Here is a 13,386-nt window from a genome sequence, read left to right on the forward strand (position 1 = left end):
GTCCAGCAAGGGCCGCATTCCTAGGTGTATAAAAGGTAGTATTGCGACAGCGCGGGTCCAAACCCGCAACCGGGTGCCATTGGCCCCTACAGTCCGGAGACCAGATGTTTTTTTACCTCCTGCTCGTGTTCATCGGCATACCACTGATCGAAATCGCCCTGTTCATCCAGGTGGGCGGCGCGATCGGCACGGCGGCCACCATCGCGATCGTGATCGGGACGGCTTTTCTGGGGGCCTGGATGCTGCGGGCACAGGGCATTTCCACCGCCCAGCGGGCCCAAGCGAGCCTTCAGCGCGGCGAGATCCCCGTCGAGCAAGCCTTTGACGGTATGTTTCTGGTTTTTGCCGGCGGGCTGCTGCTCACGCCCGGCTTCCTCACGGACGCGATTGGCTTTTCGCTGTTCATTCCGCAGGTGCGCGCCTTTCTGCGCCAGCGGGTGACCGCCATGGCGGCGCGGCGGGGATCATCTTTCCGCGTTTACGGGACCAGCGGCATGGGCGGAACCGGCTTTGCCGATGAAGATGCCATGTGGCAGCGGCGCGGCCCGCAGCGACCGGCCAATGACAGCTCGTCTGCCGGACCCGGCCGTCATCGCGGGCCAAGTGGCAAGGGCGGCAACGGCAGCCCGCCTGTCATTGACGGCGACGCGGTCGATATCGGCGAGGACGGCCCGCCGCGGGACGACAGCCCCTGGCGCAGCTAGGCGCGGTTGCAGCGGCTGGGCCGGCATGATAGCCACCGCCATCACTTCGAATTCCGACCGCAACCCGTCAGGACATTTTCCTCATGACTGATACTCCGGCAGCAGACGCAAACGGTTCCGCCAATGGTGCCGCCAACGGCAATGGCGGCGAGGGACAGGCGATGCCGCCGCAGATCCGCATTCTCGGCCAATACATCAAGGACCTGTCCTTCGAGAACCCGAATGCGCCCGGTGGCTTCACCAACCAGGCCCCGCAGATCAACGTGTCGGTAGATGTCCGCGTGCCGGGCAACCAGGACAACGATTATGAAATCGAGTTGCGGCTGACGGCGGACGCCAAGGTCGAGGACAAGCAGGTTTTCCTGGTCGAGCTGGTGTATGGCGCGGTGTTCCGGCTGGAAAACATTCCCGCCCAGGGCCTGCAGCCGGTGCTGCTGATCGAGTGCCCGCGCATCATCTTCCCGTTTGCACGCCGCATCATCGCGGACATGACACGCGACGGCGGCTTCCCGCCGCTGATGATCGATCCCATCGATTTCGCAGCACTGTACCGGCAGCGCCTGGACCAGCAGCAGGCAGCCCAGCAGGGTGATGCACCCGCCGGCGACGCCTAAACCGTCAGGCTGTTTTTCAGATCAGGCTGATTTGAGCCACAGGGCCTTGTCGCCGATTTCGGCGATGAAGGCCTCGTGCGCGTGCCGTTCTTCCTCGGTGAGGAGAGACGGCAGTACCTTGCCCCGGCTGCGGCGCGCGGTGGTGGGCACATTGGTCGCAAGCGGCTGAGCCGCTGCTTTTTCTTCGAGCACAAGGCCCGGTTCGCGGCCGCCGATCAGCTCCAGATAGACTTCCGCCAAAAGCTCGGCATCCAAGAGCGCGCCGTGCTTTTCACGCGCGGAATTGTCGACGTTGAAGCGGCGGCACAGGGCATCGAGCGACGCTGCCGCGCCCGGGAAGCGGCGCTTGGCAATGGCCAGTGTGTCGACCGACTGCGCGTCAGGGATCGTCGGCTTGTTGGCCCAGCCCAGCTCGGCATTGATGAAGGTCATGTCGAAGCTGGCATTGTGGGCGACCAGCGGTGCGTCGCCGACGAACTCCAGGAATGCATCGGCGATGTCGGCGAAGAGCGGCTTGTCGGACAGGAACTGCTCGGAGAGGCCATGCACCTCGAAGGCACCCTGGGGCATGTCGCGCTGGGGGTTGATGTATTGATGATAGGTGCGGCCGGTAGGCACGTGGTTCATCAATTCGACGCAGCCGATTTCCACCAGCCGGTGTCCTTCGGACGGCTTGAAGCCGGTCGTTTCCGTATCGAAGACGATTTCGCGCATGCTGTGTTCCGGCAGCCGGCCCCCACGGGAGGGTCGTGCCGGGTCCCAATCAAGTTGTCGTTCACACCCTTGCGCCTGCCCAAAGGCGCGGGGGCTCAGCCGAGGCGCTGTGTCAGCACCTTCGGCTCCCAAGACTGCAAATTCTCGGTGATTCGTTTCACCTGTTCAAATGCATGCTCGAGGCCCTTGTCGGTCTCGACCACGAAGTCGGCCCGGGCGCGCTTGTCAGCATCCGGCACCTGCTTTGAGAGGATCTGTTCGAATTTTTCCGTCGTCATGCCCGGCCGCTCCAGCACGCGGGCGCGTTGCACATCGGCGGGAGCGGAGACGACAACCACCGCGTCAACGCGCGTCTCACCGCCGGTTTCATAAAGAAGCGGGATATCAAGCACGGCGATTTTGGCGCCGGAGGCTTGCGCATCCTTGAGGAACTGAAGCTGCGTCTGGCCGACCAGCGGATGGACGATGCCTTCGAGTTTCTTGAGCGCGTCCTTGTCATCGAGCACGCGCTTCGACAGGCGCGCCCGGTCCACCGCGTCATCGACGATGGCATCAGGAAAGTTGGCACGCAGGGGCTCCACCGCCGCGCCGCCTTTTTCGTAGATCGCGTGCACGGCAGCATCGGCGTCATAGACCGGCACGCCGAGGCGGGCGAACATCTTGGCGGTTTCGGATTTCCCCATGCCGATGGAGCCGGTGAGACCAACGAGCAGCATCAGCCCTGTTCCTTTTTCAGATCATCTTCAATGAGCGCGCGGGCGGTAGCCACATCGTCTTCGGTCACCTCGACGCCGAACCATCTGGCAAAGCCGGGGGCCGCCTGCCACAGCAGCATCCCAAGCCCGTCCACCGTCGCAAGGCCGCGATCACGGGCCTGACGCAGCAGGGGCGTCTCCAGCGGCACATAGACAATGTCATAGACCACAGCTGTTGCAGGCAATGGAGAGAGGTCGATGTCGAGATCAGCCTGGCCCTTCATGCCGAGCGATGTGGTGTTGACCACAAGGTCTGCACCCTCCAGCGCCTTGGGCATCTGCTGCCAGTCATAGACCATCGCCTTGGCCTCGATGTCGGCCACGAGGCTGGCGGCGCGGGCCATGGTGCGGTTGACGAGGCGCACTTTCATGCGGCCTTCGGTTTCCAGCACATCGACAATGGCACGGGCAGCCCCGCCGGCGCCGATCACCACCGCCGTCTTGCCGGAAAAGTCCGGCACGGATTTTTTGAGATGGGTCCAGAACCCGATGCCGTCGGTATTGGTGCCACGGATCTCGCCGGTGTCGGGGTCGCGGTAGATGGTGTTGACAGCCTGAAGGCGCTCCGCAGGCGGATCAACAAAAGGCGCGAGCGCTTCGAAAGCTGCTTCCTTGTGCGGGACCGTCACATTGGCGCCGCGAAATCCAAGATTGGGCAGGAAGCGCAGCGTGTCGGCCAGCTCGGCGGGTTCGACGGGTAGCTTGGTGTACTCGCCCTCGAGCCCGTGGCGCTTGAGCCAGGTGTTGTGGATCATCGGCGAGCGGGAATGGTCCACCGGCCAGCCGATGACGCAGACCTTGCGCGGCCCGACGGAGATGATGCTGTGTGTTTCGGCCATGGGCGCTGTCAGTCCCGCAGGGCGCCGAGGCGGCGGAGCTCTGCCATCAGCGGCAGCAGCGGCAGGCCGAGGATCGCGAAATAATCACCGTCGATCCGGTCGAACAGCTGTGCGCCGATGCTTTCGAGCTGGTAGGCGCCGACACTCGACAGCACGGCCTCACCGGCTTCTTCCAGATAGTGATCAAGGAAGGCGTCCGAGAATTCACGCATGGTGAGGTGCGACGGCTGGTAGTGATGCCAGATCGTCTCGCCGCCGCGGGCGAGCGCTACGCCGCCATGCAGCACATGGGGCTTGCCACGGAAGTCCCGCAGCCGGGCCTTTGCTTCGGCCATGTCCTTCGGCTTGTCGTAGCAGGTGGTGCCAAGCGTCATCACCTGGTCAGCGCCGATCACCAGCGCGTCGGGACTTTCCCGCGACACGAGCTCTGCCTTGGCCTTGGCCAGCGCCACGGCGATAGCGGGGCCTGCGCCGTGTTCGCCCTGGGCGGTGGGATCGTTTTCCAGTTCGCGCTTCAGGATGCTTTCATCGAGATCAGCCGGCTTTTTTTCAAACGGAATACGCGCGCCGTTGAGCAGATTGGCGCGCACAGCAGAACCGGAAGCAAGAATGAGGGTCGGCGTATCGGACATGGCGTGCGTTTCGTTTCGATGCGGAAGGGGCTCGGGTCAGACGGCGGGTGCCTTGGACTCCGTATAGAGATTGAGGATCGAGGCGGCGGTTTCCTCGATGGAGCGGCGGCTCACATCAATGATCGGCCAGCCATGGCGCGCATAGAGCCTGCGCGCGGCTGTCACCTCGGCGCGGATCTGGTCGAGGTCGACATAATTGGTTTCAGCGTCTTCCTTCAGCGACAACAGCCGCTGCTTGCGGATCTGCAGCAAGCGCTCAGGCGAGGCGATGAGGCCGACGACGAGGGGGGACGATAATTGCTCGATCTGGTGCGGCACAGGGATTTCCGGCACCAGCGGATAGTTCGCCGCCTTCACCCCGCGATGGGCGAGATACATGCAGGTAGGTGTCTTTGATGTCCGGCTGACGCCAACAAGCACAATGTCGGCTTCCTCGAGATTGTCGAGGTTTTGGCCGTCGTCGTGGGCGATCGTGTAGTTGAGCGCGTCGATGCGGGCGAAATATTCCGCGTCCAGCGTGTGTTGCGAGCCGGGCTTCTCGGTGCGCTCGGTGCCCAGATAGGCGCCGAGGACCTGCATCACCGGATCGAGCACGGCGATGCAGGGGACCTGCAATTCACGGCACCGGGTTTCCAGTTCGCGCCGCAGCTTGTCGCTGACCATCGTGAACATGACGATGCCCGGCGATGCCTCAATCTGGCGCAGCACCCGGTCAAGCTGACGCGGCCCGCGCACCAGCGCATAGATGTGTTCGATGGGATGCACCATCTCGAACTGCGCCACCGCTGCCTTGGCCACCGCATTGAGGGTCTCGCCGGTGGAATCCGACACCAGATGCAGATGGAAGAAGGACTTGCTGGTGAGGTCGTCGCTCATGATGTCCAGTGACGTGATCGGGCGGGGGATAAGGGGAGCATCAGCCCCCGAAAGTAGGGCCTGTGGGAACCGGGCCGGATGGTCCGGTGTTTTGTGGTTACGCCGCTCGCGCCCCGAAGGCAATGGGCGGTGCGAATGCCGCGCCGCAAGGTGTCTTGCAGCAGCAAACCCTTATGGGAAAAGCACGGGGATGAAGTGCCCCTATCTGGGGATAAAAATGGTGCTTTCAGACCAGCCTGTGAATCACAGGTGTTAACGAAGTGTTAACGGCCGGTTTGTGAGTCTGTTGATGGGCAAAAGGCACTACCCGGTAGGGCTTGGGGAACAGGGGGACAAGTCTGCGTCATCGGATGGATCTATCCTCGCTATCCCCGTTTTCCCCCGCCAGCCAAACCATGCCCATACATGACTGCCCACAAGATGAGGCGTCGTGCCCTATGGGCCGGGGCCAAAACCGGTTTATATCTTCGGCCATACTGGGGATCAGGACATAGTCCCCGTTATCCCTGCCTCTTACATCTTCATCTATTATTAAAGAATCCTAGATCGGAAGTTCTGCGTGCCGGACGTCAAACAAACCTCTCTTCCGTCCTCCCAAGGTGCAAGGCCTGACGGACGTCTCCTTAAGGCGATCAAGCGGGACATCCAGGCGGTGCCTCCCATCTGGCTCATGCGCCAGGCAGGACGGTATCTGCCTGAGTACAGGGCAACGCGCGAACAGGCCGGCGGGTTTCTGGATCTGTGTTATTCGCCGGAGCTTGCCGCCGAAGTCACCTTCCAGCCGATCAGGCGCTATGGCTTTGATGCGGCCATTCTGTTTGCGGATATTCTGCTGATACCGCAGGCGCTGGGTCAGAAGCTGTGGTTTGAGCCGGGCGAAGGCCCGCGGCTTGAACCGCTTGAGGATGGCAAGGCCATCGCGGCGCTCAATGTGACAGCGTCTGAAGACTTTCTCTCGCCGATCTATGAGACGGTCGACCGGCTGCGGACAGGGCTGCCGGCGGAAACAGACCTCATCGGCTTTGCCGGCGCGCCGTGGACAGTGGCGACCTATATGATTGCCGGGCGCGGGACGCCGGACCAGGCCCCGGCGCGGCTGTTTGCCTATCAGCACCGGCAGGATTTCACAGCGCTGATGGATGTGCTGGTGGAAGCCACCGCGCAGTACATGAAGCGTCAGGTGGATGCCGGGGCTGACCTCCTGCAGATCTTCGATACATGGGCGGGCGTGCTGCCGGAGGCGGAATTCGCCGAATGGTCCATCGCGCCGACAAAGGCGCTGGTTGAGCGGCTGCGGGCGCTGGGGGTCACGGTGCCGATCATCGGTTTCCCGAAGGGTGCGGGTCCGCTGCTGCCGCGCTATGTGGCGGAGACCGGTGTGGATGCGGTGGGGCTTGATCCGGCTGTGCCGCTGTCCTGGGCGGTGCCGACGCTGGCGGACGATATTGTCTGCCAGGGCAATCTTGATCCGCTGCTGCTGGTGGCGGGCGGTGACCGGATGCTGAAAGCAATCGACGGCATTCTGGACGCCTTCGACGGCAAGCCGTTTGTGTTCAATCTGGGCCATGGCATCGTGCCGCAGACGCCGCCGGAGCATGTGGCGCAGCTGGTGGAAAGGGTGAGGAACCGATGAAGCGCGCGGTTGTCCTGTTCAATCTCGGCGGGCCGGATGCGCCGCAGTCGGTGCAGCCTTTCCTGTTCAACCTGTTCAACGACAAGGCCATTATCGGTCTGCCGCAGCCCTTGCGCTGGCTGGTGGCCAAGCTGATTTCCACGCGCCGGGCGCCGGTGGCGCGGGAAATCTACGAAAATCTTGGCGGCAAATCGCCGTTGCTTGAGCTGACCCAGGCACAGGCGCGGGATCTGGAAGTCTCCCTGTCCGCGGCATCGCCGGGCGACGACTTCAAGGTTGTGATCGCCATGCGCTATTGGCACCCGTTCTCAGGCGAGGCGGCGGCTCAGCTCAAGGCGTTCGGGCCGGACGAGATCACGCTGCTGCCGCTTTACCCGCAGTTTTCGACAACCACCACCGGCTCCTCGGCGCTTGAGTGGGCGAAGGCTGCCAAGGACGCGGGCCTCAGCGCCCCGACGCGGACGGTGTGCTGCTATCCCATGCAGGATGATTTCATCACCGCGCATGCGGAGATGCTGAAGCCTTACGTGGCAGATGGTGCGGCACGCGTCCTGTTTTCCGCCCATGGTCTGCCCAAGCGGGTGGTGGAGCGCGGCGATCCCTATCAATGGCAGGTGGAGCAGACGGTGGCCGCCACGGTGCAGGCGCTGGATGTGCCGGGCCTTGATTATGTGACCTGCTACCAGAGCCGGGTGGGGCCGCTTGAATGGATCGGCCCGTCGACGGAGGACGAGATTGAGAGGGCGGGCCGTGAGGGCAAGCCCCTTGTTGTGGTGCCCATTGCGTTTGTGTCGGAGCATTCCGAAACGCTGGTCGAGCTTGATATCGAATATGGCGAGCTTGCCGAGAAGGCCGGCGTGCCTGACTACAAGCGTGTGCCGGCGCTGGGGACGCACCCGTCCTATGTGGTAGCGCTGACGTCGGCTGTGTTGGGTGCTGTTGGCGGGGTTGCGCCGAACACGGGCAAGCGGATATGTCCCAAGGGCTTCAGCCAGTGCCCGTGCGACCGCCAAGGTGAGCGTGCGGCCTGACACCGTTTGGGGAGATGTGACCGGTGGCGGAATATTACCTTTGGATCAAGGCGTTCCACGTCATCTCGGTGATCTTCTGGATGGCGGGCATGTACATGCTGCCGCGCCTGTTCGTTTATCACTATCCCGCGGCGGTGGGCTCGGAGATGTCCGAGACCATGAAGAATGCCGAACGGCGGCTGATGCGGATCATCATCAATCCGGCGATGATTGCCGCGTGGATTTTCGGTATCGCGCTGATCTTCACGCTCTACCCGGGACTTGAGGGCTTCGGCCAGGCGGGCTGGCTGCATGGCAAGCTGACCCTGGTGGTGCTCCTCAGCGCGCTGCACGGCATGCTGTCCGGCTGGCGGCGCAAGTTCGAGAAGGACGAGCGGCCGAAGTCGGAGAAATTCTTCCGGATGATCAATGAGGTGGCGCCGGTGGCGACCATCTTCATCGTCATTCTGGTGATTGTGAAGCCGTTCTGAGTGCCGCCGACCACCGCCTGATTTCCGCTTCCGGTGCGGCGGTGAATGGGGTAAGGTTTTTTTCCGTCTTCAAAGATATTGTTGAACGTCATCCGGACGTCCTGCGGCTATCCCGGTGCTGGAACGCCAGTGAACAAGGGATCAGCGGCACGCAAAGACCGCTAGACATAAGCAAAATCTCCATTATCTGTAGGCCATCATTCCGGGCGCATGCCCTGCTGCTGGCATGCCGGTAATGACCCGCCTTTCATAAATCCACGCCGTAGCGTCGTTTCCGTCATGCCTTCCCGGTGTGACCAGACAGAACCAGACTTGCTGCCGGACGGCCGGTTTCCCGGCCCGAGGATTTCCCCCCCGCCGGGTTTGGCGCCCTTTCCTGCCGCGCTGAACCCCTGCCTGAATTCCGTCTTCCGGAGGCATCCTGCCGAAGGGGGACACCTGTTGAGAGTCCGAAGAAGGTCCGATGGAACCCGTCAAACTCGCTGACCTGAAAGCCAAAAGTCCCACCGAGCTGCTGACCATTGCGGAAGAGCATGAGGTCGAGAATGCCTCGGCCTTGCGCAAGCAGGAGCTGATGTTCGCCATCCTCAAGGAGCTGGCGGAAAAGGATGTGGACATCATCGGTGAGGGTGTCCTGGAAGTTTTGCAGGACGGCTTTGGCTTTCTGCGGTCGCCGGATGCCAATTACCTGCCCGGGCCGGACGACATCTATGTGTCGCCGTCACAGATCCGCCGGTTCTCTCTGCGCACCGGCGACACTGTGGAAGGCGATATCCGCAGCCCGAAGGATGGCGAGCGCTATTTTGCGCTGCTCAAGGTCAACAAGATCAATTTCGAGGACCGGGAAGCTGCCAAACACAAGGTGCATTTCGACAATCTGACCCCGCTCTATCCGGAAGAGCGGCTGAAGATGGAAATCGAAGACCCGACCATCAAGGACAAGTCGGCGCGGATCATCGATATCGTCGCCCCGCTGGGTAAGGGCCAGCGCGCCCTGATCGTGGCGCCGCCGCGCACCGGTAAGACCGTGCTGCTGCAGAATATCGCGCACTCGATCTCGGCCAATCATCCGGAATGCTATCTGATCGTGCTGCTGATTGATGAGCGGCCGGAAGAAGTGACGGACATGCAGCGCTCGGTGAAGGGCGAAGTCGTGTCCTCGACCTTTGACGAACCGGCGGTGCGTCACGTCCAGGTGGCGGAAATGGTCATCGAAAAGGCCAAGCGCCTGGTCGAACATGGCCGCGACGTGGTGATCCTGCTCGACTCCATCACCCGCCTGGGCCGCGCCTACAACACGGTGGTGCCGTCTTCGGGCAAGGTGCTGACCGGTGGTGTGGATGCCAATGCGCTGCAGCGGCCGAAGCGTTTCTTCGGTGCTGCCCGCAACATCGAAGAGGGCGGATCGCTGACCATCATCTCCACGGCGCTGATCGACACCGGCAGCCGGATGGACGAAGTGATCTTCGAAGAGTTCAAGGGCACCGGTAACTCAGAAATCGTCCTTGATCGGAAGGTGGCTGACAAGCGCACCTTCCCGGCGATGGATATCCTCAAATCCGGTACCCGCAAGGAAGAGCTTCTGGTCGACAAGAAAGTGCTGCAGAAAATGTATGTGCTGCGCCGGATCCTCAATCCGATGGGCACGACGGACGCCATCGAGTTCCTGCTCGACAAGCTCAAGCAGACCAAGAGCAATGACGAGTTCTTCGACTCCATGAACACCTGACGCCTTATGGGTCTCGCATTTTTCGCGTCTCGCGGGCTGGTTGTGGGCGCGGTGCGAATAATTCGGCATTTGATTAATATTTCCGGCAGTTTTGTTCCCTATGGTCCGGCTGATGATCGGATCTGTGAACGAGTATGCGCCTGAAACGTGTGCCGGCATGCCATCTGCGCCGCCACTCGCGGCGGTGAACCAGGCGTTCTGGGAATTTTGGCTCGAGCTGCGCGGCGACCGGGCGATGCCTGCTGCCGGCGACATCAATCCGGCTGGTTTCCGGCATCTGCTGCCGCATGTGAGATGCATGCGTTGGGACGGGCCAGAGCGGGTGGTGTTCACGCTCTGGGGCACAGGCCTAGGGGAATGGCTCAAGGTCGATCCGACCGGGCAGAATGTCTTCGATCTCATTCCTAAAGCGGAAAGAAGCCGGGAGAAGGTAAGGCTGGAGAACCTTCACCGCTATCCGTGTGCCTTCGTTCAGCAGCGATCGGTCACTGATGTGCGGGGCACGACTTTTCTCTTCGAGTTCCTGACCTTGCCGGTGGCGGCGGGGGCAGATGGCGCGCCAAGAATGATCGGCACCGGCGCGTTCTGCAGTGATGCCCCGCTCGGTCGGGCTGATGCGGATCCTGATCAGCGAACCGTGCAGCGCTCGTTTCGCTATATCGACATCGGGTTCGGGGTTCCCGCTGAATAGGCTGGCCCCCAAAGCGACACACGCTTTACGTGTTTAATTGTTCTTGTGCCCGGAAAAGTTGTTATTTGGTTGAGATAACCAAATATTTGACTATCGAGGTGCATAGTTGGCGGCATATTCAGCTGCATGACGTGTGCGGCTGATCTGCCGTTCAGGGGATACGCCTCGGTGAGCACCGACGACAGTCAAAGACTGATTTCAGGCTGGGTCTATGAGGCCATGCAGCCGGAGGTGGCCAATGCCGCAGCTGCTGCCGTGAGTGCGCCTCTGGATCAGGTGCCGCGGCAGCATGGACCCGTCAAACTCACCCATGTGGCGCACGCTTTCCTTGCCTATTGGTGGCATGTGCGGGGCGACAAGATCATGCCGGATGCTACGGATATCGTGATCCCGCAACTGCGCACCCTGGCACCTTATGTGCGCTACATGCACTGGGACGGGGATAAGCTGATTCACCGGCTTTGGGGCAGTGCGCTGACTGAGGGGATCGGGCTGGATCTGACGGGTCACGATGCCCTTGCCTATATCCCCGAGGAGCGGCGGGATGCCAATCGCAACCTGTTCCGGTCCCTGCACACCCACCAATGTGGACTTGTGGTGCTGGTTCGGAATGACAGCCGGTCCGAAGGCTTGATGGCGGAGCTGACCTTTCTGCCGGTCGCCACAGGGCCCGGCAAACCGCAGCGACTGATCGGCACCATGCAATGGCGGCGCGCCGAGGGGGCTTCAGTCGTTCTGCCCATCGAATCCGGCAAGCCTCAGGAGCTCAATCTTGAGGCTATTCTCTTTTTGGATTTGGGTGCGGGGCTTCCGGATCAGGACCTGCTTGCAGGGCTCTAGGCACGTGCGTTCCTGCAGTAAACAGGTTCCGTCTACGGAATGAGAACTGTAGCGCCGGTGGTCTTGCGGGCTTCCAGGTCGCGATGGGCCTGAGCTGCGTCCGCCAGCGCATATTCCTGACGCACGTCAGCTGTCACCACGCCCTTGGCCATTACGTCAAACAGGTCTGCTGCGGTCATGGCGAGATCCTCGTCTGTCGCGGTGTAGCCGGCGAGTGACGGGCGGGTGAGGAACAGGGATCCCTTGAGGTTGAGCACTCCGATATCCACCGGCGGCACAGCACCTGAGGCATTGCCGAAGGACACCATCAGGCCACGCGGCGCGAGGCAGTCCAGTGACATCTCGAATGTGTCCTTGCCGACACCGTCATAGACCACGGGCACCATGGCGCCGCCGGTGATCTCCCGGACACGGGCAGGCACGTCTTCCTCACGGTACAGGATCACATGGTCGGCGCCGGCCTTGCGGGCAAGGTCGGCCTTTTCCTTACTGCCCGCGGTGCCGATGACCGTGGCGCCCAGATGCTTGGCCCACTGGCAGGCAATGAGGCCGACACCGCCTGCGGCCGCATGGAAAAGGATCGTGTCGCCCGGCTGAACTTCATAGGTGCGGCGCAGCAGGTACTGAACGGTCATGCCCTTGAGCATCATGGCCGCGGCGTCCTTGTCGCTGACGCCGTCCGGGATTTTCACCAGGCGGTTGGCGGGGGCATTCTGGGCCTCGGAATAGGCTCCGAGCGGACCGGTACCATAGGCGACCCGATCACCCGTCTTAAGGGTTGTGACGCCGTCGCCCACCGCGTCGACCACGCCGGCTGCTTCAAGACCCAGGCCGCAGGGAAGCGGGGCGGGGTAGAGGCCGGAGCGGAAATAGGTATCGATGTAATTGAGCCCGATGGCCGTGTGGCGCACCCGCACTTCGCCCGCTGCCGGGGCTGCGAGGTCCACGTCTTCGTAGGACATGACATCCGGACCGCCGGTCCGGGTGATGCGGATTGCCTTGACCATGATGCGGTTCCTCGCGGGGCTTGTTTTGATTCGTATACGGAACAATGCCCGGCGGGATTCAGGATCCCGGCCGGGCATGTGTCATTCTGTGGCCTGACAGGTGTCAGCCCAGATTGGCCTGGAAGAATTCCAGCGTCCGGGCATTCGCAGTGGTTGCGTCTTCGGCATGGTAGTGGGCGCCGCCTTCACGGGCGAAGGCGTGGTCGCGGCCTTCGTAAATGTGCAGCACTACGTTTTCGTTGCGCGACAGCACGGTCTCGATCTGCGACTGGGCTTCCAACGGCACGAACTCGTCTTCCCGGGCGATGTGAAGCATCAGCGGCTTCTTGATCTGCTCCATCTCATCGAGCTTTTCGTGGATGTTGACGCCGTAGAAGCCGACCGAGGCGTCTGCGTCAGTGCGGGTGGCTGTGAGGTAGGCAAGGAGCCCACCCAGGCAGTAGCCCACGGCACCGACCTTGCCGGTGCACCCGTCCATGCCGCGGAGATACTCGATGGTGGCGTCGATATCGACGATGCCGGCGTCCACGTCGAACTTGCCGAACAGGTCGAAGGCCTTCTGCCATTCTTCATCGGTTTTGTCGGTGAGCTGGATGCCCGGCTCGAGGCGCCAGAAGAGGTCCGGGCACAGGGCGATGAACCCCTTGGCGGCGAGGTCGTCGCAGATGTCGCGCATGACCTTGTTGACGCCAAAAATCTCCTGGATGACCACGATACCTGGGCCGGTGCCCGAAGCGGGGGTGGCGAGATAGCCGCTGAATGCACCGTCCGGGCCGTTGATTTCGATGTCCTGTCCGCTCACGGGGTGGACCTCCCTTGAAGATGTCTTGAGATGGGCACGTTTGCTGCCG

15 protein-coding genes are annotated in these 13,386 nt (G+C 62.1%); 8 read left to right on the forward strand and 7 right to left on the reverse strand.

What is annotated here, in order from left to right:
• Positions 1 to 104: 104 nt before the first annotated feature.
• Together HG718_RS13485 and secB are read left to right on the forward strand one after the other, a co-directional pair.
• Positions 105 to 704, forward strand: coding sequence for an FxsA family protein (locus tag HG718_RS13485; RefSeq protein WP_160587133.1), 600 nt, complete (start codon positions 105 to 107; stop codon positions 702 to 704).
• A gap of 83 nt (positions 705 to 787) precedes the next feature.
• Positions 788 to 1,318, forward strand: a complete 531-nt coding sequence (gene secB, locus HG718_RS13490; protein WP_027840384.1) for a protein-export chaperone SecB — start codon at positions 788 to 790, stop codon at positions 1,316 to 1,318.
• A gap of 21 nt (positions 1,319 to 1,339) precedes the next feature.
• On the opposite strand, the gene dnaQ is transcribed toward secB, so the two are convergent.
• The 5 genes from dnaQ to HG718_RS13515 form a co-directional block, all read right to left on the reverse strand.
• On the reverse strand, positions 1,340 to 2,032 hold the full coding sequence (gene dnaQ / locus HG718_RS13495; protein ID WP_160587134.1) for a DNA polymerase III subunit epsilon: 693 nt from the start codon (positions 2,030 to 2,032) through the stop codon (positions 1,340 to 1,342).
• A gap of 95 nt (positions 2,033 to 2,127) precedes the next feature.
• Positions 2,128 to 2,748 (reverse strand): dephospho-CoA kinase, encoded by a 621-nt coding sequence (gene coaE, locus HG718_RS13500; RefSeq protein ID WP_160587135.1) that lies wholly within the window; start codon positions 2,746 to 2,748, stop codon positions 2,128 to 2,130.
• A complete protein-coding gene (locus HG718_RS13505; RefSeq protein WP_160587136.1) occupies positions 2,748 to 3,626 on the reverse strand; it encodes a shikimate dehydrogenase in 879 nt (292 codons plus the stop codon). Before HG718_RS13505 ends, coaE begins: the two co-directional genes overlap by 1 nt.
• 8 nt (positions 3,627 to 3,634) lie before the next feature.
• Positions 3,635 to 4,258: a Maf family nucleotide pyrophosphatase gene (locus tag HG718_RS13510; protein ID WP_160587137.1), complete on the reverse strand. Its 624-nt coding sequence runs from the start codon at positions 4,256 to 4,258 to the stop codon at positions 3,635 to 3,637.
• Positions 4,259 to 4,294: 36 nt separating this feature from the next.
• The gene (locus HG718_RS13515; protein ID WP_036263888.1) at positions 4,295 to 5,134 is read right to left on the reverse strand and encodes a pyruvate, water dikinase regulatory protein; all 840 of its coding nucleotides are present in this window, start codon (positions 5,132 to 5,134) and stop codon (positions 4,295 to 4,297) included.
• Positions 5,135 to 5,693: 559 nt separating this feature from the next.
• Here HG718_RS13515 and hemE point away from each other — a divergent pair.
• The 6 genes from hemE (at position 5,694) to HG718_RS13545 (ending at position 11,528) form a co-directional block, all read left to right on the forward strand.
• Positions 5,694 to 6,767, forward strand: coding sequence for a uroporphyrinogen decarboxylase (gene hemE, locus HG718_RS13520; protein WP_160587138.1), 1,074 nt, complete (start codon positions 5,694 to 5,696; stop codon positions 6,765 to 6,767).
• The gene (gene hemH / locus HG718_RS13525; protein WP_160587139.1) at positions 6,764 to 7,798 is read left to right on the forward strand and encodes a ferrochelatase; all 1,035 of its coding nucleotides are present in this window, start codon (positions 6,764 to 6,766) and stop codon (positions 7,796 to 7,798) included. Before hemE ends, hemH begins: the two co-directional genes overlap by 4 nt.
• Before the next feature lie 23 nt (positions 7,799 to 7,821).
• Entirely contained in the window at positions 7,822 to 8,268 is a 447-nt protein-coding gene (gene hemJ / locus HG718_RS13530; RefSeq protein WP_160587140.1) for a protoporphyrinogen oxidase HemJ, read from the forward strand.
• Between the two features lie 463 nt (positions 8,269 to 8,731).
• Positions 8,732 to 9,997, forward strand: a complete 1,266-nt coding sequence (gene rho, locus HG718_RS13535; protein WP_027840393.1) for a transcription termination factor Rho — start codon at positions 8,732 to 8,734, stop codon at positions 9,995 to 9,997.
• A gap of 100 nt (positions 9,998 to 10,097) precedes the next feature.
• Positions 10,098 to 10,688 (forward strand): PAS domain-containing protein, encoded by a 591-nt coding sequence (locus tag HG718_RS13540; protein ID WP_027840394.1) that lies wholly within the window; start codon positions 10,098 to 10,100, stop codon positions 10,686 to 10,688.
• A 168-nt stretch (positions 10,689 to 10,856) separates the two neighbouring features.
• Entirely contained in the window at positions 10,857 to 11,528 is a 672-nt protein-coding gene (locus HG718_RS13545; protein ID WP_160587142.1) for a PAS domain-containing protein, read from the forward strand.
• A 32-nt stretch (positions 11,529 to 11,560) separates the two neighbouring features.
• Here the strand turns inward: HG718_RS13545 and HG718_RS13550 are convergent, their stop codons facing one another.
• Both HG718_RS13550 and HG718_RS13555 read right to left on the reverse strand, forming a co-directional pair.
• Complete coding sequence (locus HG718_RS13550) at positions 11,561 to 12,535, reverse strand: quinone oxidoreductase family protein (protein ID WP_027840396.1); 975 nt, start codon at positions 12,533 to 12,535, stop codon at positions 11,561 to 11,563.
• A gap of 103 nt (positions 12,536 to 12,638) precedes the next feature.
• Positions 12,639 to 13,337: a dienelactone hydrolase family protein gene (locus HG718_RS13555; protein ID WP_160587143.1), complete on the reverse strand. Its 699-nt coding sequence runs from the start codon at positions 13,335 to 13,337 to the stop codon at positions 12,639 to 12,641.
• Positions 13,338 to 13,386 lie beyond the last annotated feature (49 nt).

Source organism: Pyruvatibacter mobilis (genome assembly GCF_012848855.1).
Taxonomy (GTDB): domain Bacteria; phylum Pseudomonadota; class Alphaproteobacteria; order CGMCC-115125; family CGMCC-115125; genus Pyruvatibacter; species Pyruvatibacter mobilis.

Coding starts and splice junctions, on each gene's coding strand:
- dnaQ (WP_160587134.1), bottom strand. CDS start 2,032: ATGCGCGAAATCGTCTTCGATACGGAAACGACCGGCTTCAAGCCGTCC.
- hemH (WP_160587139.1), top strand. CDS start 6,764: ATGAAGCGCGCGGTTGTCCTGTTCAATCTCGGCGGGCCGGATGCGCCG.
- HG718_RS13540 (WP_027840394.1), top strand. CDS start 10,098: ATGGTCCGGCTGATGATCGGATCTGTGAACGAGTATGCGCCTGAAACG.
- rho (WP_027840393.1), top strand. CDS start 8,732: ATGGAACCCGTCAAACTCGCTGACCTGAAAGCCAAAAGTCCCACCGAG.
- secB (WP_027840384.1), top strand. CDS start 788: ATGACTGATACTCCGGCAGCAGACGCAAACGGTTCCGCCAATGGTGCC.
- HG718_RS13485 (WP_160587133.1), top strand. CDS start 105: ATGTTTTTTTACCTCCTGCTCGTGTTCATCGGCATACCACTGATCGAA.
- HG718_RS13505 (WP_160587136.1), bottom strand. CDS start 3,626: ATGGCCGAAACACACAGCATCATCTCCGTCGGGCCGCGCAAGGTCTGC.
- HG718_RS13550 (WP_027840396.1), bottom strand. CDS start 12,535: ATGGTCAAGGCAATCCGCATCACCCGGACCGGCGGTCCGGATGTCATG.
- HG718_RS13515 (WP_036263888.1), bottom strand. CDS start 5,134: ATGAGCGACGACCTCACCAGCAAGTCCTTCTTCCATCTGCATCTGGTG.
- coaE (WP_160587135.1), bottom strand. CDS start 2,748: ATGCTGCTCGTTGGTCTCACCGGCTCCATCGGCATGGGGAAATCCGAA.
- HG718_RS13510 (WP_160587137.1), bottom strand. CDS start 4,258: ATGTCCGATACGCCGACCCTCATTCTTGCTTCCGGTTCTGCTGTGCGC.